Raw genomic sequence first — 20993 nt, forward strand, 5'->3', positions numbered from 1 at the left:
CTCCCCACGCTAGTACCGTCAGGCCGGGTCGGTGTCGAGGAGGGCGGATGCGTCGGCGCGGTTCGTGACGGCGAGCTTGCGGAAGATGCTCGTGATGTAGTTCCTGAGGGTCGAGTCGGCGAGGTGCAGCTCGGCGGAGATCTGCCGGTTGGGCGCGCCGGCCGCCATGAGCTCGAGGATCTCGCGCTCGCGCGGCACGAGCAGGTCGAGCAGCGCATCGGCGGGCGATTCCGCCGGCCTGGAGGCGCGATCGGGGGCGTAGCGGCCACGAGCCACCGTGCGCACCGCATCGGCCACCACCGAGCTCGGCGCGCGGCTCGAGATGGTGGCGTGCGCACCGCCGTCTCGCGCCGACCGCACGACGTTGCTGTCGTCGGCCAGGTCGAACACCACGAAGCGGATGGCGGGGTGCGCGGCGCTGAGGGAGCGCAGCAGCGCGCCGTCACCGCGGAAGGCCCTGCCGCCGATGACGGCGACCTCGGGCTGGGTGGAGCGGAGGAGCGGCCCGAGGTCGCGGAGCGACGTGGCCTCCCCCACGAGGGTCACGTCGCCGGCGTCGGCCAGCTGCTCGATGATGTCTCGGCGACCGATGGTGCGGGTCTCGACGAGGACGGCCCGGATGGGGTCGTCATGTCGGATGGGTTGGGTGTTCACGGGGGTCACTCGTCTCCTGACGGCCCGGGTCTCAGGGTCCAGGGTTCCCGGGTCTCCGGTCGTGTTCGGGGCCGTCCGCCGAATCGACGGGGACTCTGCGATCTGTGGGGCGTTCACTCAGGAACGGGCAGATCGCGCGTGACCTTACGTGCTGAGGTGCCGGATGTCGATGCCTGTTTCGAAACTTCTTCGTCGAGGTTCACTGTGACCACCCCGCCGGATCAGCGCAGTCACCCGCTGTCGCTCCCATCCGTGGTCATCGTCGACCGGTACCCGCCATGCCCCTGCTGGTGCTCGGATCCTTGCCCCGAAGACCCGACAAGAGACCCTTCAATGACCCCTCCGACAGACATCGTCGACGCCGTGAACAGCTTCACGGTCGCCTGGACCCCCTTCTGGAACACCGTGCAGGACGTGTTCCGCACCGTCTCGGTGTACTTCCCGCTCGCCATCGCAGGCCTCGTGGTCTGGGGGCTCTGGCTCTACAGATTCGTGCTCTCCCGGAGGGCGAGGCCCATCGAGACCGACTTCCGCACCACCACCTCGGTGATCGTGCCGTCGTTCCACGAGGACCCCGACATCCTCATGGACTGCCTCGAGTCGTGGCGCAGCCAGGATCCGACCGAGATCATCATCGTGCTCGACGTCGACGACCTCGAGGCCTACGGGCGCATCGTGGCCCTCGGCGACGACCGCGTCATCCCGATCCTCTTCCACCACGTCGGCAAGCGCTCGGCGCTCGGGGCCGGCATCCGCCAGGCCACGGGCGAGATCCTCGTGCTCACCGACTCCGACACCTGGTGGAAGCGCGGGCTGCTCGCGGCCGTGCAGATGCCCTTCGCTGACCCGCTCGTGGGCGGGGTCGGCACCCACCAGAACGTCTTCCAGGCCAGCACGAGCGTGTGGCGACGCATCGCCAACTGGATGGTCGACCTGCGCTACTACGACTACGTGCCCGCCATGGGCAAGGCGGGGGCCGTGCCGTGCCTCTCCGGCCGCACGGCCGCCTACCGGCGTCACGCCGTGCTCGCCGTGCTCGACCACCTCGAGAACGAGTACTTCCTCGGCCGCCGCTGCATCGCGGGAGACGACGGCCGGCTCACCTGGCTCATCCTCGCCTCCGGCTACAAGACGGTGCACCAGTCCAGCGCTCGCGCCCTCAGCATGTTCCCCGACACCTTCCGGGCCTTCGTGAAGCAGCGCATCCGCTGGAGCCGCAACTCCTACCGCTGCTACCTCACCGCGATCGGTCGCGGCTGGCTGTGGCGTGTGCCGTTCATCACCAAGGTGACCGTTCTGCAGATCCTGCTCACCCCGCTCACGATGGGGCTCACCATCTTCTACCTGATCTTCAGCAGGCTCGACCTGTCGATCCTCGGGGTGGCCCTCACGCTCGGCTGGCTGCTGCTCGGCCGCGGCATCCGCGGCTACTCCCACCTTCGACGGAACCCCGGTGACATCCTGCTGCTCCCGCTCTATGCGCTCGTCGTGATCCTCGTGGCGCTGCCCATCAAGGTCTACGCCTTCGTGACCATGAACAAGCAGGGCTGGCTCACGAGGCACGCCGACCAGATCGGCGGCGACGGCCAGGCCGCTCGCACGCTCGAGACGGTGGCATCGTGAGAGTCGCCGCAGCAGTCGGGATCGCCGTCGCCGGAGCCACCGCGGGTGCGCTCGTGGTGGTCGGCCTCACCTCCCTCACCGCATCCTCCGCCACGCCCGAAGCGTTCGGGCTCAACGAGATCGCCCGCAACGGCAACGTGCAGGGCGAGCTCTACCCGGGCGATCCCACAGCGGAAGCTGCCCTCGTGACCGAGGAGGACCAGCGCGTGGTCTACGTGCGCAAGGTCGCCTCGGCCGCCTACTGGAGCCTCGCCGTGAGCGAGCCGTACCGCTTCCAGACCGGCACCGAGACCACCCTCGTGCTGCCCGCCAGGGAGGCCGCGTACACGCTCGACGACATCAGGGCGCTCGCCCCGGAGACCCTCGTGCAGGAGCAGGACGGCATGTACCTGCTCAAGGAGGACATCGCGGTCATGGAGGGGGCGACCCTCGACCTCGCCTCGGCCGGCAGGCTCGTGCTCAAGCTCAGCAGCGACGAGCAGGCGTTCACCTCGATCATCGCCTTCGGGGGAGTGCTCGACCTCTCGGGCACGACCGCGGCGCCGATCTCGATCACGAGCTGGAACAGCGCCCTGGGGACTCCGGATGTGGACACCACAGACGGTCGCGCCTACATCAGGGTGATCGGCGGGAGCGCCTCCGTGGCCTCCACCGACATGTCGCACCTGGGCTTCTGGAGCGGCAGCACCGGCGGCTTCGCCGTGACCGGCAACGACGGGCTCGACGGTGCAGCGCTCGCCGAGGCCGTCACCGACGACGCGGCTCCACTGCCCGCGCTCGCCGGGGCTCCCGTGGTCGATCCCGAGGGGCTGTTCTCCGAGACCGACCCGTCGCAGCCGCTCACCGAGGCTCCGGATGCCGCGGCCGACGGCCTGGCCGAGGCCACCATCGCGGACTCCCGGTTCGACGGCAACGCCTTCGGCATCTTCGTGTCGAGCGCCGAGAACGTCACGATCGCCGACACCGTGGTGAGCGACAGCCTCGTGGACGGCATCACCTTCCACCGCCAGGTGACCGGCAGCTCGATCGCCGACACCACGACGCGCGGCAACGCGGTCGACGGCATCTCACTCGGCCGCTCCATCACGGGCGTCGGCCTCGACGGCGTGACGGCGGCCGAGAACGGCCGCAACGGCATCTCGATCGACGGCCAGTCGCTCGCCGACGGCCCGAGCGCCTCGGGCACCTCGGTGTCGCGCTACGGCGGCATCTCGCTGCTCGACAGCACCGTCGCCTCCAACGGGAGGTACGGCGCCGAGATCAGCGGCGGCACCGGCATCCGCGTGCAGCAGACCACGTTCGACGACAACCCCGACGGTCTCGTGCTCGACGAGGGCGCCGACCGGGTGACCGTGAGCGACAACGTCTTCACCGGCCAGAGCGGCCACTCGGTCGCCATCAGGGACACGGTGACGGAGGCGACCGTCGAGGGCAACACCATCGAGGGCGGCGACACCGGCATCTACATCCGCAACGCGACCGCCTCGGTCGAGGAGAACGTGCTGAGCGCCGTGACCGGCCACGGAGTCACCCTCTTGGGCGACGTCGCGGGCTCCGACGTGGCCGACAACACCATCGGCGGCAGCGGATCCTCCGCCGTGCGCGCCACCCAATCCGAAGGAGCACTCATCGGCGACAACGACCTGGGCACCTGGCGGCCGGCGGCCACCGTCGAATCCGTGGTGGGCTTCGTGCTGCAGCCGCTCACGATCGTGTGGCTCGTGCTCGCGCTGCTGCTCATCGGCACCGCCTTCACCCGCAAGGGCACGCAGTACGAGTCGACCGAGAGCATCCGGCATCCCTACGCCGAGCGTGTTCCGCTCACCTCGCTCTCACGCGGCATCGTGCCGTTCGAGTCGCTCACCGGCACGGCCGAACCGGCGGCGCCGGGGGCGGTGACCCGATGACGGCCAAGCGCGTGGGCTGGATCGTGGCGGCGGTCATCGGTGTCGCCGTGGTCATCACGGTGATCGTGGTGCTCATCGTGATGCCCGCGAGGAGCGACGACTCGTCGGCTCCCCGCCCCGAGCCGTCGGACGGCGGCCCCGCTCCGACCGCGCCGCCGGCCACCGGCGCCGCGTCACCCGGGTGCGAGACCCCCACGGTCGACGTCGGCACGGCGGGCGAGCTGCAGGCGGCGCTCGACGGTGCCGTTCCCGGAGCCGTGATCGCCCTGGCCGACGGCCGGTACCCCGGCACCTTCACCGTGACCGTCAGCGGCACGGCCGAGGCGCCGATCCTGCTGTGCGGGAGCGCCGACGCCGTGCTCGACGGCGGGCGGGTCGACGACGGCTACGTGCTGCACCTCGACGGCGTGAGCCACTGGGAGCTCTCGGGCTTCTCCATCCGCAACGGCCAGAAGGGCCTCATGGCCGACGGCGTCACCGACACCGTCATCCGGGGCCTCACCGTCTCGGAGATCGGCGACGAGGCCATCCACCTCAGGGCGTTCAGCAGCGACAACACGGTGACGGGAAACACCATCTCCGACACCGGTCAGCGCAAACCGCAGTTCGGCGAGGGCGTCTACATCGGCACCGCCGAGAGCAACTGGTGCGACATCACCGACTGCGAGCCGGATGCGAGCGATCGCAACGTGATCTCCGACAACACGATCACGGCCACCACGGCCGAGAGCATCGACATCAAGGAGGGCACGAGCTCCGGCACCGTGAGCGGCAACACGTTCGACGGATCCGCCCTCGTGGAGGACGACGCCGACTCCTGGGTCGACGTGAAGGGCAACGACTGGGTGATCTCCGACAACATCGGCACCTCGTCGCCGCAGGACGGCTTCCAGACGCACGAGATCCTCGACGGCTGGGGCACCCGCAACGTCTTCCGGTCGAACGTGGCCCAGGTCGACGGCCCCGGTTTCGGCTACTCCCTCACCCCCGAGCTCGAGAACACCGTCGAGTGCAGCAACAGCGCATCGGGGGCGGGCGAGGGGCTCAGCACCGCCGAGTGCGTCTCGCCGTGACCTGACCCGGTCCATCCCTACCTGCTCGATCCCCGATCCGCTCCATTCACGACCCGCTCCACCCCACCCACACCCATCCATCCATCCATCCCTTTGGAGACCCCGAATGCCCGAACTCACCGCTCAGAACACCTCCACGGCACCGATCGTGGAGCACCCCCGCATCACCGTGATCGGCACCGGCTACCTCGGTGCCACCCATGCCGTCTGCATGGCGATCCTCGGCTTCGACGTGCTCGGCGTCGACGTCGACGAGAAGAAGATCGCCGATCTCGCCTCGGGCACCGTGCCGTTCTTCGAGCCCGGCCTGCCGGAGAAGCTCCGCGAGGCCCTCGACTCCGGCCGACTCCGCTTCTCCACCGACTTCGACGAGGCCGCGCGCTTCGGTGACGTGCACTTCATCTGCGTGGGCACGCCCCAGGCCAAGGACTCCCACGCCGCCGACCTCCGCTACGTGGATGCGGCCTTCACGGCGCTCGCCTCGAGGATCGACCGCAAGGCCCTGCTCGTGGGCAAGTCGACGGTGCCGATCGGCACCGCGGCACGCCTCACCGCTCTCGTGCAGGAGGTCTCGCCCGTCGGGGCCGAGCTCGAGCTCGCCTGGAACCCCGAGTTCCTCCGCGAGGGCTTCGCCGTGAAGGACACCCTGCACCCCGACCGGCTCGTCTTCGGCGTCTCGTCGGAGTGGGCGCGCGCTCAGCTCGAGGCGGCCTTCCGGCCGATCCTCGACGACGCCACGCCCGTGGTGGTCGCCGACCTGGCCACGGCCGAGCTCGTGAAGGTCGCCGCCAACTCGTTCCTGGCCACGAAGATCTCGTACATCAACGCCATGGCCGAGGTGTGCGAGGCCACGGGTGCCGACGTCAACCTGCTCGCCTCCGCCCTCTCCTATGACACCAGGATCGGCGGACGCTTCCTCAAGCCGGGCCTCGGCTTCGGCGGCGGCTGCCTGCCGAAGGACATCCGGGCCTTCGTGTACCGCGCCGAAGAGCTCGGCGTGGGCCAGGCGGTCGGCTTCCTCAAGGAGGTCGACGGCATCAACCAGCGCCGACGCGTGCGCACGGTCGACCTCGTGCGCGAGCTCGCCGGGGGAGACCTCGCGGGCAAGCGGATCGCCGCCCTCGGAGCGGCCTTCAAGCCCAACTCCGACGACGTGCGGGATGCTCCGGCGCTCGACGTGGCGCGCTTCCTCTATATGGAGGGTGCCGAGGTCACCGTGTACGACCCCGAGGCCAACGCGAACGCCCACCGCGCCTACCCCGACCTGAGCTACGCCGACAGCATGGACGAGGCGCTGCAGGATGCCGACGTGGTGGTGCTGCTCACCGAATGGCAGGAGTTCCGCGATGCGGCTCCCGAGGGGCTCGGTGCGCTCGTGCGCTCCCGCAGGATCGTCGACGGGCGCCACGCCCTCGACGCCGATGCGTACCGTGCCGACGGCTGGACGTACCGTGCCCTCGGCCGCCCGTCCGATCCCCACACCGTCGCTCTCACGAGTGATGCGCGCGACGAGGTCAACGCTCTGCCCGTCGGCTGATGCGCTGATGCCCCGACGAGCTGGCCCGGGTGAAGTGAGCCCGGGTCAGCTCGGCCCGGTCAGCTCAGGGGCACGCCGAAGTCGGTGGCGATGCCCGCGAGGCCGGAGGCGTAGCCCTGGCCCACGGCCCTGAACTTCCACTCGGCGCCGTTGCGGTAGATCTCGGAGAAGAGCATCGCGGTCTCGCGGGAGGCGTCTTCGCTGAGGTCGAAGCGCACGATCTCCTGGCCGTCCTGGTCGAGCACGCGGCAGTACGCATCCCGCACCTGGCCGAAGTTCTGGCGGCGGGCGTCGGCGTCGTGGATCGAGACGGCGATCACGATGCGCTGCACGTCGGCCGCCACGAGGCCGAGGTCGATCACGATCTGCTCGTCGTCGCCGTCGCCCACACCGGTGCGGTTGTCGCCCTGGTGCACGACCGAGCCATCCGGGGTCGACATCTGGTTGTAGAAGATGAAGTCGGCGTCCGAGCGGATCTTGCCGTTCTCCGCCACGAGGATCGCCGAGGCGTCGAGGTCGAACTGCTCGCCGAGCGTGGTGCGCGGATCCCAGCCGAGGCCCACCGTGGCGATGGTGAGGCCGGGGCTCGCCTTGGAGAGCGAGAGGTTGTTGCCCTTCGAGAGGCTCAGTCCTGCCATGGGTGCGATGCTCCTTCGACTGCGGCGGAACGGCCCGCCGGTTGCACCTTCTACGTTAGTAGACGAGCGAGGGAACCCCGCCGGGACGAGCGGACATCAGAGGGTATGGACACAGAAGCTGCAGGGGGTGCCGGGGCGGATGCCTCGGAGATGGTCGGGGATCCGGAGCAGGTCGCGAGGGCGGCTCGCAGCAAGAGCCGACGCCGCGCCGCCGTGACGGTCGGCACCGTCGCGCTGGTGGCGGGGCTCTGCGCGGGCGGGTTGGCGCTCGTGCTGGGTGGTGCGTCGGCAGGTGGGGGTGATGCGGCGGCGCCTACGTCGGTCGCGGTGACCTCGACTCCGGGGCCGAGCTCCTCGCCTCCGCCGACACCCGCGCCCGCTCCTGAGCCGGAAGCGGCCATCGCGCCCGTGCGGGTTCCGCTCGAGTGCGACTCCCTGCTGCCCGAGAGCACCGCGGAGGGGCTGGCGGGGGTGGATCTCGTCGCCGTGGCGCCGAGCGGGCCCGATCCGCTGTCGTTCGCCGACGCTCGTGCTGGCGCCCTCTCGTGCGGATGGTTCGCCCCCGGGTCGACCGAGGGCGCGATCGCCTCCGGCTCGGCCGTGCTCACGATCGTGCCCGACGTCTCGCCCGAGGACTACGAGGACACCTCGCGGGGAATCGATCTCGGGCCCTACCCGCCGATCCCGGGCTACAGCGCCGATTCGCGGGAGGCCTGCACGGTCGGCGCTTCGTTCCCCTTCTGCTCGCTCATCGAGCGGATCGGGGACTACGGAGTCCAGCTCTCCATGACGCCGGGTTCCCAGGTGATCACCGAGGCCGACGTCGCGGCGATGCGGGATCGATTCGCCGTCGTGGCGGAGGCCGTCTCGGGCGCCGGTGCTGCCGCGCCGCTGTGGCAGCCGGAGGGTTCGAACCTCGTGGGGGTCTCGAGGTGTGACGGGCTGATCACCGCGGAGCAGCTCGGCACCATCGTGGGGGATCCGACGGTGGACGAGTACCGCTCGGCCGAGGGCGAGTTCCGCATCGCGACGTTCCGGAGCAACGCGCAGGTGGGAGGGTTCGCCTGCGGGTGGATGGGGGAGGGCGCCGGCATCTGGGCGTCGGTGCTGCCAGGCGGATCGGGATACTTCGCGGGATCGGCACCGTTGCAGGGTGGTGTCTGGAACCCGGTGACCGCGGATGCGGCGAGCGCGTACCCGGGCGAGGCGTACGTGTCGGATGCGGGAGACGAGGCGAGCGTGCTGGTGGACAACGCGTGGTTCCTGGTGCGCGTGCCCGCGGAGATGGCCGGGGACCTGCCGGCGATCATGGGGGCGGTGGTGGCGAACGTGACGGCCGCCGGATAGGCCGCGGATCGCCGGATCGCCGGATCGCCGAGTCGCCGCGCGTGCGCGTGCTCGTCCGGTCAGGCGGACAGGCGCGTGACCGTGGCCATGACGGTGTCGAGGATGTCGTCGAGCGAGCCGACCGCATCCTCCGCGAGCCAGAGCTCGAGGGTGGTGTCGTAGACCATTACCGAGAGCCGCCCGGCGATCTCGGCCTCGAGAGGCGGCACGCCCCGGCGGAGGAGTGCCGCACTGGCGGCGTCGTGCAGGATGGCGAGCTTGCGGAGCTCCCGTTCACGCAGCCCGTCGTCGGACTGCACGATGCGGCGGCGCACCACGAGCCCGTCGCGGAAGCTCAGCAGCCGCGGGAACACCACGGTGCGGAGGCCCTGGTGCGCCATCTCCAGGGGCGTCAGCCCTTCGTCGGCCTCGTCGAACATGCGCGCCACCACGCCCGGCAGCTCCTCCTCGCCGGTGAAGAGCACCTCGCGCTTGTCGGCGAAGTAGCGGAAGAAGCTGCGGGTGGTGAGCCCTGCGCGCTCGGCGATCTGCGGCACCGTGGTGGCCGCGAACCCGTTCTCGAGGAACAGCTCGAGCGCCGCATCGTGCAGTCGGCCCTCGGCGCCGGGTGCCCATCTCGTCATGACTCCATTGTACTTGACAGCACGCCGTGTCATCACTCACACTGTGATGACACGGCGTGCCATCAGGTGCCCGGTCGAGAGGAAGAATCATGACGAACGGCGATCTGGACAACGCGGCGCTCTGGCTGGGGTCGGCAGGTGGCGAGCTGCGGGTCGGGCCCGCTCCCGAACGCATCGCGGGCAGGGGTGAGGTCGTGGTGCGTGCTCGTGCCGTGGCCATGAACCCGATCGATGCGATGGGCGGCATCGCTCGCCGCGTGGTGCTGCCGTGGCTGACCTACCCCGCGGTGCTCGGCTCCGACGTGGCCGGTGAGATCACCGCGGTCGGCCCTGGCGTGACCGGGCTGCAGGTCGGAGACCGCGTGGTCGGCTACGCCGTGGGCGTCGAGCGATCGCGCAACTCGGCGGCCGAGGGTGCGTTCCAGACCCACGTGGTGCTCTTGGCGCACATGTGCTCGCCGCTCCCCGACTCCGTGACGTTCGCCGAGGCCGCCGTGCTGCCGCTCGCCCTCACGACCGCGGCGGCCGGCCTCTTCGAGAGCGACCAGCTGGCGCTGGAGCTGCCCAGGGCTGACGCACCCCAGAGGGACGAGACCGTCCTCGTCTTCGGGGGAGCCACGACCGTGGGCATGAACGCCGTGCAGCTCGCTCACGCCGCCGGGTACCCCGTGGTGGCCACGAGCTCGCCGCGCAATGCGGCACTCGTGAGGAGCCTCGGCGCCTCGGCCGTGCTGGACTACCAGGCCGGCGACCTGGTGGAGCAGCTCATCCGCGAGCTCGATGGGCATCCGCTGGCCGGCACGCTCGCCGTCGCTTCCGGCACCCTGAAGAACGCGATCGCCGTGAGCGGATCGCGCTCCGTCACCGGCACTCGCCGCGTCGCCTCGGCGCATCCGACTCCGATCACGACGGCCCGCGCCGCTCTGGCCAGGCGCCGCGGGGTGCACGTCTCGGCGATCTGGGGCGGGAGCCCGAAGGACACGGCCGTCGGGCCGGCGGTCTGGCGCGACTTCCTGCCGAGTGCGCTCGCGGAGGGTCGCTACCGGGCCGCGCCGGCGCCCATGGTCACCGGCCAGGGGCTCGAGGCGATCCCGGAGGCGCTCGCCCGGCTTCGCGAGGGAGTGTCGGCGTCGAAGGTCGTCGTCACCCTCTGACCGCAGCGCGCGGTCCCGCCCGGCGACGGCGCGGGACCGCCTCGTGCCGCGTGGGTGCGCTAGCCCGCCCTGGCGGCCTGCTCGGCAGCGCCGTCGACGACCTCCTGGGCCACGAGCGACAGCCGCCGGCCACTGTTGCGGGCGCGGCTCCGCAGCAGCACGAAGGCCTCGCCCATGTCGAGGCGCTCCGTCTGGGCGATCACGCCCTTCGCCTGCTCGATCAGCACGCGGCTGTCGAGGGCGCGCTGCAGCTGCTGCCTGGCGATGTCGGACTCCGAGATCGCCCGCTCCTGCAGGATGCCGATCGTGGCGACGTCGGCGAAGGCTCGCGCGATGTCGGTGTCCTTGGCATCCATCGGCCCCGGCCGGTCGCTGAAGAGGTTGAGCGAGCCGATCGTCTGCGAGCGGAGCCGCAGCGGGATGGCGTACATTGCCTGGTAGTCCACGCTCGCCGCTTGCGTGGCGAAGGTGGGCCAGCGGGCGTAGGTGGTGGCGATGTCGTCGACCGTCACGATGCGGCCCGAGGTGAACGCGTCGACGCACGGCCCCTCGTCGGCATCGAGCTGCAGCAGGCTCACGAGGTGACTGCGCTCGCTCGTCGCCGCGGCGACCTTGAGGGCACCCGACTCGTTCGGCAGCAGGATGCCGGCATCCGCCGCTTCGAGCACCTGCACGGTCTCCTCCACGAGGGTCTGCAGGAAGTCGACGATGTCGTAGTCCTCCACCAGGGTGTCGGCCAGGGTGATGAACGTCTGCGAGAGCCGGGCTTCGCGGGTTAGCTCGGTCAACTGCGGAGCCTGCCTTCCGTGTGCGGACGTATGCGGACGCATGCGTCTCACACCCTACGTACCCAAGCGGATTCTCGCGAAGATCCGCCTTCCCCTTTCAATTCGGGGATGGATCGTCTACCTTCTGCGCTGGGCCGCCGCTGTCGCGAGCGGACTCCTGTTCGTTGTTCTGGTGTGCTTCTTGGCGACAGGATGGGGGTATGGCTGACGGGAGTGCGGCGGGTGGGGCGCAGGGGCATGCCGGGGAGCCTCATCGGGGTGGTGTTGCGCAGCGGTTGAACTGGCTTCGCGCCGGGGTGCTCGGGGCCAATGACGGGATCGTGTCGGTGGCCGCGATCGTGGTGGGTGTGGCCGGCGCCACCACGGCTACCGGCCCCATCCTCACTGCCGGGGTCGCTGGGTTGGTGGGCGGCGCGATCTCGATGGCGCTGGGGGAGTACGTCTCGGTGAGCAGTCAGAGCGACAGCGAGCGGGCGCTCATCGCGAAGGAGCGGCAGGAGCTCGCCGAGATGCCCGAGGAGGAGCTCGACGAGCTGACCGCCCTCTACCGGGCGAAGGGGCTGACCGAAGACACGGCCCGCAAGGTCGCCGTCGAGCTCACCGCCAAAGACGCCCTCGCCGCGCACCTCGCGATCGAGCTCAACATCGACGAGGACGACGTCGTGAGCCCGTGGCACGCGGCTGCGGCCTCGGCGGCGGCGTTCACGATCGGCGCGATCCTGCCGCTGCTCGCCATCCTGCTGCCGCCCGAGGGGTGGCGGGTGCCGGTCACGTTCGTGGCCGTGCTGCTGGCGCTCGCCCTCACGGGCGCGGTCTCGGCGCACATCGGTGGCAGCTCGAAGGGCCGGGCGACGCTCAGAGTGGTCATCGGCGGTGCCCTGGCGCTGGCCGCCACCTACGGCGTCGGCCTGCTGCTCGGTGCTTCCGGAGTCGTCTGACCGATCGCCGACCTGGCCGCCAGACCCGCGGCTCTCAGCGCGGCATCGCGGCGAACTTCTCCGTCTTCTCCGAGGGGCCCAGCACGAGCAGCGGCTGACCGGCCAGGAGCACGGTGTCGCCGGTCGCGTACGTCCACCGATCGTCCTGGCGGACCGCCACGACGGTCACGCTGAAGCGGTCGCGGATGCGGGCGCTCGTCAAAGTGTGACCGACCACCTCGGCCGGTGTCGTGGTCTTCGCCATCACGAAGTCCTTCTCCACGGCGAGGAAGTCGAGCATGCCACCACGGACCAGGTGCGCGACTCGCCTGCCCATGTCGGACTCCGGGTAGACGACGTGCTCGACTCCGATCTGCTCCAGGATCAGCCCGTGCTGATCGCTGACGGCCTTGGCCCAGACCTCCCGGGTGCCCCGCCGCTTGAGCAGGGATGCCGTCAGGATGCTGGCTTGGAGATCCGTGCCGATCCCGATCACGACACGGTCGAAGTCGTCGATGCCGATCTGATCGAGCACGCCATCGCGGGTGGTGTCGGCCCGCACGACATGGGTGAGCACGCCATTGAGTGATTGCACGATGTCCTCGTCCGTGTCGACCCCGAGCACCTCCGTGCCGGACTCCACGAGCTCGGTGGCGAGGGCGCGGCCGAACCGGCCGAGACCGATCACGGCCACGGATTCGACACCTCTCGGTCGCTTGCTGGTGAATGCTCTAGCCAATGATCGGACGCTCCTTCGGAAGCTCGTACAGTCGGGTCTCTGTTCTCAGGGCGAGAGCCGAGCCCAGCGCGACAGGCCCGATGCGGCCCACGAACATCAGCACCACCAGGATGAGCTGGGCAGCGGGCGGAAGACTCGCGGTGATGCCGGTCGACAGCCCCACGGTCGCGTAGGCCGAGATGACCTCGAACAGCACCCGGTCGAGTGAGTAGTCCGTCATCAGCATGATCGCCGCCGTCGCGCCGATCACGAGGGCGAGCGAGAGCAGGGCGACCGTGATGGCCTCGCGGTGGGTCGAGCGCGGAAGCCGCTTGCCGAACATGTTCACGGCCGTTCCGCCGCGCAGCTCGGTCACGACGATGAAGAAGAGCACCGCGAAGGTCGTGATCTTCAACCCGCCGGCCGTGCTCGCCGGGCCGCCGCCGATGAACATGAGGATGTCGGTGACCAACCACGTCACCGGGTGCATCTGGCTGATGTCGAGATTGTTGAACCCTGCGGTGCGCGGCACGACTCCCGCGGTGAAGCCGGCGAGCACCCGGTCTGCGGGCGCCATGGCGCCGAGGGTGGCGGGATTGGACCACTCGAGTGCGGTGATCGTGAGGCTGCCGGCGATCAGGAGGATCCCGGTTCCGACCACGACGGTCATGGTGTTGAGGGTCCACCGCGACGGCGTGCGGAAGCTCCGGCGCAGCTCGAGGATGACGCCGAAGCCGAGGCCGCCGAGGATGATGGCGGCGCACACGGTCAGCGAGATCCACGGGTCGGTCGCGAAGCCCATGATGCTGTCGCTGAACAACGCGAATCCGGCGTTGTTGAAGGCCGACACCGAGTGGAACACGCCGTACCAGATCGCCTCGCCGGGCGGCCAGCCGTAACCGATCATCCAGCGCAGCGCCAGCACGGCAGCGCACACGGCTTCGACGACGAGGGCGATGATGATGACACCTCGGAGCACACGGCGCACATCCCCCAGAGCGAGCGTGTGCGTCTCGCTGACCGCCGTGAGCCTGGTCCGCAGCCCCAGTCGGCGGGCGACCAGCAGACCCAGCAGCGTGGCGAACGACATCACGCCGATTCCACCGATCTGGATGAGCACGAGGATGACGCCGTGCCCGAACGGCGTCCAGAACACCGGCGTGTCCACGATGATGTGGCCGGTGACGCAGATCGCGCTCGTCGCGGTGAAGAGAGCTTCGAGGAAGGTCGCACCTCCTGGCCCGACCTTCGAGATCGGGAGCATCAGCAGGGCGGTCCCCACGAAGGTGGCGGCCCCGAAAGCGAGCGAGATCACCTGCACCGGGCTCGCCGCTGCGAGAAGACGGCGGCGTCGCCGACTGCTGCTCGTCACTCGGGTCGCTCCGCCTCTGGCCACGCGAACACCCTAGCGGCGACGGGCCCACCGGATCCCACCGGGTGGGCGACTCGGCACCGTCATCGTCGAGCTCCGTCCGGAGGAATGCGAGAGCGGTGCCCTCGTGCGGCGCGTACGGTGGGGGGAGGCCTGCTCGACCGAGCGGCCAGGTTCGAGGCACGACGATCTGAGGCGAGTGCGACATGGCCGAAGCTTCGGTGAAGGGGCTCGAGGCGCTGCTCAAGGCGAACCACGCCGTGGTCGAGCAGCTCGAACTGCCCGTGGTGCTCGAGCGCATCGTCGAGGCCGCCGTGGAGCTCGTCGGCGCCGACTACGCAGCCCTCGGGGTCATCGACCCCCACGGCCGCATCGATCAGTTCATCCACGTGGGCATGGACGCCGCAACGGTCGAGCGGATCGGCCACCTGCCCCAGGGGCGCGGCCTGCTGGGTGCCGTGATCGACGACCCGCATCCCATCCGGCTCGACCGCATCTCCGACGATCCGCGATCCTCGGGGGTGCCGGCCGGGCATCCCCCCATGGGGGGCTTCCTCGGGGTGCCGATCCGGGTGCGAGACCAGGTGTACGGCAACCTGTACCTCAGCAACCGGGGCCACGGCGGCTTCGACGACGAGGACGATCGCCTCGTCACCGCTCTCGCCGCCACCGCGGGCGTGGCGATCGAGAACGCCCGCCTCTTCGCCGAGACCAAGCGGCGGCAGGCCTGGTCGGCCGCCTCCGCCGAGATCACCGCGGCGCTGCTCTCGGGCGAGCAGAGCGACTCGATCGTGCTGCTTGTCGACCGCGTGCTGCATCTCGCCGGTGCCGATCTCGTCTGCATGCTCACGACCTCCGACCAGCCGCACACCCTCATGATCGACGTGGCGGCGGGGGTCGGTGCCGGCGACCTGCGCGGTGCGCTCGTGCCGGTGGGGCCCTCGAAGGTGGCGAGGGTGCTGGAGGGCCGCCATCCCGAGCTCTTCGACGACGTGGAGATCACCCTCCCGAACGGTGTCGAGCTCGGCCCCGCCCTGGCCGTGCCCGTGATCGTCGCCGGGCGGGCCGAGGGCGTGCTCGTGGTCGCCCGCACCGCCCCGGCTCTCGGGTTCACGACGGCCGACCTCGAGATGGCGGCCGACTTCGCCGGACAGGCGAGCGTGGCCATGCAGCTCGCCAGGGCCAGAGCCGACCAGCAGCGACTCCTCCTGCTCGAGGACAGGGGCCGCATCGCGCGCGACCTGCACGACCACGTCATCCAGCAGATCTTCGGCACGGGCCTGGAGCTCCAGAGCATCGCCGGGGGTCTGGCGGGCACACCCGCCGCCGCGCGGTTGCAGGAATCCGTGGGGCATCTCGACGCCAGCATCTCGCAGATCAGGACCGCCGTCTTCGCCCTGTCGCCGCCCACGGGCGAGAACCGGGGCGGAGTGCGGCACTCGATCATCGATCTCGCCACCGAACTCGCTCCGCGCCTGGGCTCGACGCCCCAGGTGAGCTTCTCGGGGCCGGTCGACCTGCTCGTGACCGGTGACCTCGCGCGCGACGTCATCGCCGTGATCCGCGAGGGGCTCACGAACTCCGCCAAGCACGCCGCGGCACGCCGCACGTCCGTGAGCGTCACCGCCACCGACGGCCGCGTCGTGGTCGACATCGTGGACGACGGGGCGGGGATCGGCGACAGCACCAGGCGCAGCGGGCTCGCCAACCTCGCCCGCCGAGCGGAGCAGCGCGGCGGAACCCTCGACCTCGATCCGGAACGCGCCCAGGTCGAGGCCGTGGTCGGAACCCATGTGCGCTGGGCCGTGCCGTTCGAGCTGTCCGCCGAGTGAGAGCGAGCCCGTCATGATCCGCATCTTCCTCGTCGACGACCACGAACTGGTGCGCCGCGGCATCGCCGGGATGCTCGAGGCCGAACCCGACATCGAGGTGGTCGGCGAGGGCGCGACCGTGGCCCAGGGGATGGCGCGCATCGCCGCCACGCGCCCCGATGTCGCGCTGCTCGACGTGCGGCTCCCCGACGGCAGCGGCATCGATCTGTGCCGGGAGATCCGATCCCGTCACCCCGAGATCCAGTGCCTCATGCTCACCGCCTACGACGATGACGACGCCCTGCGCGCCGCCGTGCTCGCCGGTGCGGCGGGGTACGTGCTGAAGGACATCAGAGGCGCCGGGCTCGTCGAGGCGCTCCGCACGGTGGCATCGGGGCGCAGCCTCCTCGATCCGCGGATGGCCGTGAAGGTGGTCGAGAGCATCACCGCCCCCGTGCTGACGACGGATCCGCGGATGGGTTCGCTCACGCCCCGGGAGCACCAGATGCTCGCCCTCATCGCCGAGGGTCTCACCAACCGGGAGATCGGTGCGCGCATGTCGCTGGCGGAGAAGACGGTGAAGAACTACGTCTCCGTGCTCCTCGCCAAACTGGGCCTCCACCGCCGAGCCCACGCGGCCATCCTCCACCAGGAATCCCGCCCGTCCGGCGCGAGATTCATCCCTTCGGCGGAACGCGCCGACGATCGCGATCATCCCTCCGGATAGGAGGGGCGGACGGAGGGACGAACGGGGGCTCCAGCGCTTGTCGGGGCCGTCGGGCGGCTCGTAGCGTCTAGTCCTGTCGGCACGGGACGAAGCGCGTCCCACTCAGACCGACCGGAAGCAAGGAGCACCACATGGACCACTCGAACGAGAACCTCGCCCCTCGGAACCCCACCTCGGCCTCGGCCTTCCGCCGTGCAGGAGCGACGGTGGCGGTGGCCTGCGCGGTCACCGGCTCCATCATCGGGCTCGGCTCGATGGGCGCCCTCGCCGCCCCCGGCAGCTCCACGTCGGAGGTGGCGGCCTCGGTCGAGACCCCGGCACCCGCCGACGCCGGCACCACGGAGCCGGCGCCGAAAGTGACCTACACGGAGGCCGACCTGGCCGCGTTCGCGGCGTCCCCGTACGCCGCCGATGCCCTCAACCTCGCCGCCGTGTGGGGGCTCGACCTCGAGACAGCCCAGGGGAAGGCCGGCGCCAAGATCCAGGCCGGCACCCCGCTGCCCTTCGGACCCGGGGAGTCGGCGACCGTCGACTACACGCCCGACCAGGAGCGTTTCGCCTACTTCATGGCCGAGATCGACTCCGACCCCGACTTCGAGGACACCGTCGGGCTCGCCGTCGCGTGGGGATCCGCGAACCTCTTCGACGCGAAGGCGCAGGTCGGCGGACTGCTGCTGGCGCACGAGACCGTGCCCCCCGTGCCGACGACGTTCACCGACGACCAGAATGCGCTGGCGTTCACCCTCGCGGGGTACGGCGACGCCGAGGCGACGCAGCTCGCGGGCCTCTGGCAGACCGACACCCGCTCCGCGGTCGTGCGCGCGGGAGCCGAGATCCTCGCCGGCAACGATCTGCCCCGCTGAGCGCGCATGATCCTCCACGAACGCATCGGCTTCGAGATCGAGCTCCTCGCCCCGGCGGGGGCCGATCGCCGCACCCTCGCCGACCGCATCGCCCTCCTGCACGATGGGAGGGTCACGAGGTTCTTCCACACCGACTCCGAGCCCTCCCTCGTGCCCGGCATGGGCCACTTCTGGCACCTGACCCCCGGATTCACGGTGCGCGACCGGCACGGGGATCCGCTCGCTTCCCTCGTCGACGACGTCACGATCGCCGCCGACCTCCAGCGCGAGCGACAGCGCGAGCAGGAGCGGGAGCCTGACGCGACGGCGAAGCACGCCCGCGTCCCGATGCGACCGGCGCGACCGGCGCGATCCGACGAGCACTCCTACCGGATCCTCTCCGACGACGGCAGACTGCTGCGCCTCGTCGCCGACCACACCCCTCCCGACACACCGTTCGGCCGGGTGCTCGACGACGTCGGAGCCCTGTTCGGCAGCACGGTCGAGACCGTCGGAGCGGTGCGCCGCCTCCGCGACAGGGCCGGAGCGAGCATCGCCCTGGCGACCTCGCTCGCGACAGGGCGGGAGCGCCCGTGCGAGATCGTGACCCCACCGCTCGTGCGCGATCACGACGACGCGCTCGAGGCCCTCCTCCGACCGGCCAGGGAGCTGGGCTTCACGGTGCCCGTGGAGGCCGCCGTGCACCTCCACCTCGACGCGGCACCGTACCGGTCGGTGGCCGCGTTCTCCAACCTCGTGCGCCTCTTCGGGTACTGGCGTGAGGCGCTGCACATCGCGCTCGGCACCAACCCCGAGTGCACGCGGCTGCAGCCGCTGCCTGCCGTGCTGCTCGACCACGTCGAGCACGCCACCGCCTCGGGCGGGAGGGAGACCGAGGCCGATCGATGGAGGCGACTGCAGGCGGCCGCCGGCACCACGGGCCTCACCAAGTACTTCGACATCAACCTCACCGCCCTGCTCACCGACGCACCCGCGCGCGACACCATCGAGGTGCGGATCCTCCCCGGCGCGCTGCACGCCGATGACATCACCCGCCGCGCCGCCTTCGTGGAGGCGCTGCTCGCCCGCTGCCGCGAGCCCGATCCGTTCCCCCGCCCCAGGGCGACGACCCCCGCAGACGCCGCCGCCGAGCTCTGCGCGCTCGCCGACTTTCATCCCTTCGACCGACAACGCGATGTCGCGGGGAGGATAGCGTGAGTGTCGTGCCCACGCCCTCGCGTCTCCGGATCGGTGCACCGAGCGACGACATCGCACCGGGCCTGGGTTCCATCCCGCGCGTCCGTGCGTTCCTGGCCGGCCCGGAGAGACGACGCCTCCTCATCATCGTGGCCGTCGGGATCGGCTATCTCGTGGGGCTCGCGGTGGCGCTGCGCTTCGAGTGGTACCCCCAGGCGCTGCCCGGCTACATCTACCTCGGCGTCGTCGCGGTGATCGGAGCGGCGACCACACGCCGGTGGCCGCTCGAGACGCTCGTGCTCGTGACGGCCTTCACCGCGTTCACGACGCTCGCACCCCTCCCGCCCGAGCTCTACGGGCTGTACCTGGGAGCACCACAGGCGCTGGTGCCGCTGGCGATCATCACCTTCATCCTGATCTCGGACAACGGCCCCGTGGTGGCCCCCACCGCCACCTTCGGCACCCTCGCCGTGCTCGTCATCGTGCCCTGGCGCGACATCGTCGGCGCGCTGGACGCCTCGATCCCCCTCAGCGACGTCCTGCTGATCGACAGCGCACAGGACAGGTCGATGCTGATGGCCCAGCTGGTCGCGTGCGGCCTGGTGGTGCTGTTCGCCCTCATGCTGCGGCGACAGCGCAGGGCCACCGTCGAGCTCGCCCTGCGCAACCAGGAGCTCACCCAGCTGCGTGCGGCCGAGGTGGCCCGCATCGCCGAGCAGGAGAGGTCGCGCATCGCCCGCGACATGCACGACGAGGTCGCGCACCACGTGGCGGCCCTCGTCATCCGCGCCCAGGCAGCGGTGCGTGTGGCCGACCGGCAGCCGGACGAGCTCGCCCGTGCGGTGAGCGACATCGCCGAGGGCGGCCAGGACGTGCTCGCCCGCATCAGGGCCGTGGTGCGTGTGCTGAAGTCCACGCCCGTCCGTGAGGTGACGGCACCGCTCACGCTCGCCGCGGAGCTCGAGGTGCTCTTCGAGCGGATGCGATCGATCGGCTACGAGGTGGTCGGCGCGGTGAGGGTCGACGGCGACGTGCCCTCCGCGCACAGGGCGGCGATCGTGGGAGTCGTCCAGGAGAGCTTCACCAACACGATGCTGCACTCCGCCGCCCAGGAGCTGCGGGTCGTCGTGGAGGAGCAGCCCCTGTCGTGGACGGTGACCGTGAGGGATCCCGGCCCGGCGCGCGAACGGTTCCCGGATGTGCCGGGCGGCGGTTCGGGGCTCAGTTCACTGGAGGAGAGGCTCGCCGATCTCGGCGGTCGGCTCACGACCGGCGTCGGCGCCGACGGATCGGGATGGGCCGTGCAGGCGGAGCTCCCCCGGCTGGCCATCGCCTCCACGCGGAGGGCTGCGGCGTGAGCATCCGCGTGCTCGTGGTCGACGACCAGCCGATCGCCCGTGCCGGCATCGCCGCCATGCTCGACGCCGAGGGCGACATCGACGTGGTGGGCCAGAGCAGCGACGGCGAGGATGCTGTCCGCGACGCGCTCGCGCTCCGCCCCGAGGTCGTGGTGACCGACATCCGCATGCCGCGGCTCGACGGCATCTCCGCGACGAGGCGCATCCTCGCCGACCTGGACTGCGCCGTCGTGCTGATCACGACGTTCGACGACGACGAGCACCTCTTCGACGGCATCGCGGCGGGCGCCTCCGGATTCCTGCTCAAGGACTCCGGGCCGGATCTGCTCGCCGCCGCCGTGCGATCGGCGTCGCGCGGGGACTCGCTGATCGACCCCGCCATGACGCGGGCGCTGATCGAGCAGGGCGTCGATCGCGCGCGATCCTCCGGGCCCGCGCATGTCGCGGCCCCGGAGACGGAGGCGCTGCTGGCCGGGCTGAGCGAACGCGAGCGGGTGGTGCTGGATGCGGTGGCGCGCGGCCTCAGCAACGTCGAGATCGCCGCCGAGCTCTGGGTCAGTGTGCCGACGGTCAAGACGCAGATCTCGAGCCTCCTGGCGAAGACCGGCACGCGCACGCGGGTGCAGGCCGCCGTCTTCGCCTACGAGTCGGGCTTCACGAAGCCCAAGGGCGCTTAGGGGTCGGTGCCGCCGCGAGGTGGGTGCGGG

At 70.7% G+C, this 20993-nt stretch carries 19 protein-coding genes; 13 read left to right on the forward strand and 6 right to left on the reverse strand.

Going from position 1 to position 20993, the window contains the following annotated elements; translation table 11 throughout:
- Positions 1-18: 18 nt before the first annotated feature.
- Positions 19-654 (reverse strand): response regulator transcription factor, encoded by a 636-nt coding sequence (locus ACEXQC_RS10295; RefSeq protein ID WP_374821320.1) that lies wholly within the window; start codon positions 652-654, stop codon positions 19-21.
- 333 nt (positions 655-987) lie between these two features.
- On the opposite strand from ACEXQC_RS10295, the gene ACEXQC_RS10300 reads away from it, so the two are divergent.
- The 4 genes from ACEXQC_RS10300 to ACEXQC_RS10315 all read left to right on the forward strand — a co-directional run bounded on the left by ACEXQC_RS10300 (position 988) and on the right by ACEXQC_RS10315 (position 6794).
- Complete coding sequence (locus tag ACEXQC_RS10300; protein ID WP_374821323.1) at positions 988-2277, forward strand: glycosyltransferase; 1290 nt, start codon at positions 988-990, stop codon at positions 2275-2277.
- A complete protein-coding gene (locus ACEXQC_RS10305) occupies positions 2274-4184 on the forward strand; it encodes a right-handed parallel beta-helix repeat-containing protein (RefSeq protein ID WP_374821326.1) in 1911 nt (636 codons plus the stop codon). Before ACEXQC_RS10300 ends, ACEXQC_RS10305 begins: the two co-directional genes overlap by 4 nt.
- Positions 4181-5257 (forward strand): right-handed parallel beta-helix repeat-containing protein, encoded by a 1077-nt coding sequence (locus ACEXQC_RS10310; RefSeq protein WP_374821328.1) that lies wholly within the window; start codon positions 4181-4183, stop codon positions 5255-5257. Before ACEXQC_RS10305 ends, ACEXQC_RS10310 begins: the two co-directional genes overlap by 4 nt.
- A 106-nt stretch (positions 5258-5363) precedes the next feature.
- On the forward strand, positions 5364-6794 hold the full coding sequence (locus ACEXQC_RS10315) for a UDP-glucose dehydrogenase family protein (protein ID WP_374821331.1): 1431 nt from the start codon (positions 5364-5366) through the stop codon (positions 6792-6794).
- Between the two features lie 59 nt (positions 6795-6853).
- Here the strand turns inward: ACEXQC_RS10315 and ACEXQC_RS10320 are convergent, their stop codons facing one another.
- The gene (locus ACEXQC_RS10320; protein ID WP_374821334.1) at positions 6854-7432 is read right to left on the reverse strand and encodes a TerD family protein; all 579 of its coding nucleotides are present in this window, start codon (positions 7430-7432) and stop codon (positions 6854-6856) included.
- Positions 7433-7537: 105 nt separating this feature from the next.
- Here ACEXQC_RS10320 and ACEXQC_RS10325 point away from each other — a divergent pair, with 105 nt between their 5' ends.
- Positions 7538-8779: a hypothetical protein gene (locus ACEXQC_RS10325; protein WP_374821337.1), complete on the forward strand. Its 1242-nt coding sequence runs from the start codon at positions 7538-7540 to the stop codon at positions 8777-8779.
- Between the two features lie 59 nt (positions 8780-8838).
- Here the strand turns inward: ACEXQC_RS10325 and ACEXQC_RS10330 are convergent, their stop codons facing one another.
- On the reverse strand, positions 8839-9402 hold the full coding sequence (locus ACEXQC_RS10330; protein ID WP_374821340.1) for a TetR/AcrR family transcriptional regulator: 564 nt from the start codon (positions 9400-9402) through the stop codon (positions 8839-8841).
- Between the two features lie 89 nt (positions 9403-9491).
- Between ACEXQC_RS10330 and ACEXQC_RS10335 the strand changes: the two genes are divergently transcribed.
- A complete protein-coding gene (locus tag ACEXQC_RS10335) occupies positions 9492-10556 on the forward strand; it encodes a zinc-binding alcohol dehydrogenase family protein (RefSeq protein ID WP_374821343.1) in 1065 nt (354 codons plus the stop codon).
- A 59-nt stretch (positions 10557-10615) separates the two neighbouring features.
- Here ACEXQC_RS10335 and ACEXQC_RS10340 read toward each other — a convergent pair whose 3' ends face one another.
- The gene (locus tag ACEXQC_RS10340) at positions 10616-11344 is read right to left on the reverse strand and encodes a GAF and ANTAR domain-containing protein (RefSeq protein ID WP_374821346.1); all 729 of its coding nucleotides are present in this window, start codon (positions 11342-11344) and stop codon (positions 10616-10618) included.
- 200 nt (positions 11345-11544) lie between these two features.
- On the opposite strand from ACEXQC_RS10340, the gene ACEXQC_RS10345 reads away from it, so the two are divergent.
- Entirely contained in the window at positions 11545-12282 is a 738-nt protein-coding gene (locus ACEXQC_RS10345; RefSeq protein ID WP_374821349.1) for a VIT1/CCC1 transporter family protein, read from the forward strand.
- 34 nt (positions 12283-12316) lie between these two features.
- On the opposite strand, the gene ACEXQC_RS10350 is transcribed toward ACEXQC_RS10345, so the two are convergent.
- Together ACEXQC_RS10350 and ACEXQC_RS10355 are read right to left on the reverse strand one after the other, a co-directional pair.
- Positions 12317-12955, reverse strand: a complete 639-nt coding sequence (locus ACEXQC_RS10350) for a potassium channel family protein (RefSeq protein ID WP_374821352.1) — start codon at positions 12953-12955, stop codon at positions 12317-12319.
- A 37-nt stretch (positions 12956-12992) separates the two neighbouring features.
- A complete protein-coding gene (locus tag ACEXQC_RS10355) occupies positions 12993-14375 on the reverse strand; it encodes a TrkH family potassium uptake protein (protein WP_374821355.1) in 1383 nt (460 codons plus the stop codon).
- A gap of 182 nt (positions 14376-14557) precedes the next feature.
- On the opposite strand from ACEXQC_RS10355, the gene ACEXQC_RS10360 reads away from it, so the two are divergent.
- The 6 genes from ACEXQC_RS10360 (at position 14558) to ACEXQC_RS10385 (ending at position 20963) form a co-directional block, all read left to right on the forward strand.
- Positions 14558-16183, forward strand: coding sequence for a GAF domain-containing sensor histidine kinase (locus tag ACEXQC_RS10360; RefSeq protein WP_374821357.1), 1626 nt, complete (start codon positions 14558-14560; stop codon positions 16181-16183).
- A gap of 13 nt (positions 16184-16196) precedes the next feature.
- The gene (locus ACEXQC_RS10365; protein WP_374821360.1) at positions 16197-16889 is read left to right on the forward strand and encodes a response regulator; all 693 of its coding nucleotides are present in this window, start codon (positions 16197-16199) and stop codon (positions 16887-16889) included.
- Positions 16890-17020: 131 nt separating this feature from the next.
- On the forward strand, positions 17021-17752 hold the full coding sequence (locus ACEXQC_RS10370; protein WP_374821363.1) for a hypothetical protein: 732 nt from the start codon (positions 17021-17023) through the stop codon (positions 17750-17752).
- Between the two features lie 6 nt (positions 17753-17758).
- Positions 17759-18949 (forward strand): amidoligase family protein, encoded by a 1191-nt coding sequence (locus tag ACEXQC_RS10375; RefSeq protein ID WP_374821366.1) that lies wholly within the window; start codon positions 17759-17761, stop codon positions 18947-18949.
- On the forward strand, positions 18946-20286 hold the full coding sequence (locus ACEXQC_RS10380) for a sensor histidine kinase (RefSeq protein WP_374821368.1): 1341 nt from the start codon (positions 18946-18948) through the stop codon (positions 20284-20286). Before ACEXQC_RS10375 ends, ACEXQC_RS10380 begins: the two co-directional genes overlap by 4 nt.
- Positions 20283-20963 carry a response regulator gene (locus tag ACEXQC_RS10385; RefSeq protein ID WP_374821371.1) on the forward strand — a complete coding sequence of 227 codons (681 nt, stop codon included), beginning with the start codon at positions 20283-20285 and terminating at the stop codon, positions 20961-20963. The genes ACEXQC_RS10380 and ACEXQC_RS10385 overlap by 4 nt, the downstream gene beginning before the upstream one ends.
- Positions 20964-20993 lie beyond the last annotated feature (30 nt).

The organism is Herbiconiux liukaitaii, assembly GCF_041927495.1.
Classification (GTDB): Bacteria; Actinomycetota; Actinomycetes; order Actinomycetales; family Microbacteriaceae; genus Herbiconiux; species Herbiconiux liukaitaii.